Raw genomic sequence first — 2993 nt, forward strand, 5'->3', positions numbered from 1 at the left:
CGCCGGCGCCGAACACTTTGGGAAAGTGTCCCGGCTGGATCCGGCCGAGCAGCACGTTGGCGTCGGTGACCGTCAGCGGCCCGCCGCGGCCGTAGCAGGCGGGGCCAGGATCGGCGCCCGCCGAGTCGGGCCCCGCCTGGTACCGGCCGCCGTCGAAGTGCAGGATCGACCCGCCGCCCGCCGCGACCGTGTGGATGGACAGCATCGGGGCGCGCATCCGCACCCCGGCGACCTCGGTCTCGTACTGCCGCTCGAACTCCCCGGCGTAATGCGAGACGTCCGTCGACGTGCCGCCCATGTCGAACCCGATCACCCGGTCGAAGCCGGCCGCGGCGGCGGTGCGCGCCATGCCCACGATGCCGCCCGCGGGCCCGGACAGGATGGAGTCCTTGCCGCGGAAGCTCGCCGCGTCGGTCAGCCCGCCGTTGGACTGCATGAACAGCAGCCGGACACCCGGCGGCCGGGACAACTCGGCGGCCACCTCGTCGACGTACCGGCGCAGCACAGGGGACAGGTAGGCGTCCACCACGGTGGTGTCGCCCCGTGACACAAGGCGCATCAGCGGGCTGGTCGCGTACGACTCGCTGACCTGGGTGAAGCCGATCTCGCGGGCGATCTCACCGAGCCGCGACTCGTGCTCAGGGTACCGGTAGCCGTGCACGCAGACCACGGCCGCGGCGCGGAACCCGTCGGCGTACGCGGCGCGCAGCTCGCGTTCGGCCGCGGCCTCGTCGAGCGGCTGGATCAGCTCGCCGCGGGCCCCGGTCCGCTCGGGGACCTCGATGACCCGCTCGTACAGCTGGCCGGCCAGCACGATGTGCCGGTCGAAGATGCGCGGCCGGTTCTGGTAGCCGATCCGCAGCGCGTCACCGAACCCCGCGGTGATCACCAGCACGCACCGCTCGCCCTTGCGCTCGAGCAGCGCGTTCGTGGCCACCGTGGTGCCGAGCCTGACGGCGCCGATCCGGTCGGCGGGCACCGGCTCGCCGGGCGCCAGGCCGAGCAGTTCGCGCACCCCCGCGACGGCGGCGTCCCGGTACGCGGGGCTGACCGACAGCAGCTTGTGCGCGACCAGTGAGCCGTCGGGCCGCCTGGCGACGATGTCGGTGAACGTCCCGCCCCGGTCGACCCAGAAGTCCCACAAACCGCCCATCAGCCAAGCCTAAGGTGACGCGGGCCGGGATCGTGGCGCGGGCAACGAGGCTCGAGATCAGGCCGAGCCCTGGATCGCCAGCTCGGCGTAGGCGCCGCGGACGTCGTCGGCGGTCAGCGTCGTCAGGTCGGCGGCGGTCGCGGACTCGCCGAGGCGGACCACCCGCACGTCCCGGCAGGCGCAGGCGCGCTCGAACAGCGACCTGGCGAACCGGCCGTTGCCGAGCTCGTCGATGCGGCCTGCCTCGGCCGCCCTGGTGAAGATCTCGCCGAGCACGCGCTCGGCGTCCGGCTCGAAGACGTCGCCGGCCTGTTCGGCGAGCAGCACGGTGATATGCGCCAGGTCCTGGGCCGAATAGCTCGGGAAGCCCACCCGGGTGCCGAACCGGGACGCCAGGCCGGGGTTGCTGCGCAGGAACCTGTCCATGTCGCGCGGGTACCCGGCGAGCACGATCACCAGCCGGTCCCTGTCGTCCTCGGCCCGCTTGAGCAGCGTCTGCACCGCCTCCGCGCCGAACGCGTCGCCGCCGGAGTAGCCCTCGTTGTGCAGCGAGTAGGCCTCGTCGATGAACAGCACCCCGCCGAGCGCGGAGTCGACCAGCCGGTTCGTCTTGATCGCGGTGGAGCCCAGGTGCTCGCCCACCAGGTCCGCGCGGTGTGCCTCGACGACCTCAGGACGCACCAGCAGCCCGAGCGCCGCGAAGATGCGGCCGAGGATCCTGGCCACCGTCGTCTTGCCGGTGCCGGACGGCCCCGTGAACACGAAGTGCCTGGCCGGCGGCTGGCTGGTCAGCCCCTGCCGGTCGCGCAGCTTCGCCACCCGCAGCTGCGCGGCGATCGCGCGCACCTGCTGCTTGACGGGCTCCAGGCCCACCAGCTCGTCCAGCTCGGCGATCGCGCTCTCCAGCGTCGGGGCGTCCTCGTAGCCGCGCAGCCGCGAGGTCAGCTCAGCGAACGCCTTCTCCAGGTCGGCGCCGCCGATCGTGATCAGGTCCTCGGCCGCCGGGTCGCCGCCGGCGCCCATCACCCGCACGTCCCTGGCCTGGCCCGCCTTCTCCAGCAGGGTGCGGACGAACCGGCCGTTCCCGAGCTCGTCGGTGATCCGGCGGCGGCCCACGTCCTCGAGCATCCGCCACAGCACCGGGCCCGCGTCGTCCGCCAGCTCCTCGTTCTTGCCGCGCAGCTGGGACTTGGCGAGCGCCTGCATCTCCCCGGGCGTGTAGGTCGGGAACCGGATCCTGGTCGCGAACCGGGACGCCAGGCCCGGGTTCGACGCGAGGAAGGACTCGGTCTGCTTCTCGTAGCCGGCTAGGATGATGATCAGGTTCTCCCGGTCGTCCTCGGCCCGCTTGAGCAGCGTCTGCACCGCCTCGACGCCGAACCTGTCGCTCTGCCCGTCGCCCTCGTTCACCAGGCTGTACGCCTCGTCGATGAACAGCACCCGGCCCAGCGACGAGTCGATCAGCTCGTTGGTCTTGATGGCGGTCGCGCCCAGGTACTCCCCCACCAGGTCGGACCGCTGCGCTTCGACCACCTCGGGCATGTCCAGCAGCCCGAAGGCGTAGAAGATCTTGCCGATCACCCGGGCGACCGTAGTCTTGCCGGTGCCCGGCGGCCCGAGGAACACGAAGTGGCGCATCGGCTTGTCGGTGGTGTACCCCGCCACCGCGCGGCGGCGGGCCGCCTCGATCGACGCGGCGATAGAGCGCACCTGCTCCTTGACCCCGTCGAGCCCGATCATCGCGTCGAGCTCCGCCATCGCGTCGTCGATAGTGATCTGCGGCTTCGGCCGCGGCGGCGCGGCCGCCTGCTGGTCGCGCGCCGCGCGGTCCGCGTACGCC

At 72.5% G+C, this 2993-nt stretch carries 2 protein-coding genes; both read right to left on the reverse strand.

The genetic code is table 11. The features are described from left to right. Window positions 1–1153 (reverse strand): hydantoinase/oxoprolinase family protein (locus WA805_RS22940; protein WP_425243375.1); only part of this gene is annotated, 1153 nt, incomplete at its 3' end. 57 nt (window positions 1154–1210) lie between these two features. Next, window positions 1211–2993, reverse strand: a 1783-nt coding sequence (locus WA805_RS22945) for an AAA family ATPase (RefSeq protein WP_425243376.1), incomplete at its 5' end; no start/stop codon positions are given.

The organism is Trebonia sp. (assembly GCF_049794275.1).
GTDB lineage: Bacteria > Actinomycetota > Actinomycetes > Streptosporangiales > Streptosporangiaceae > Trebonia.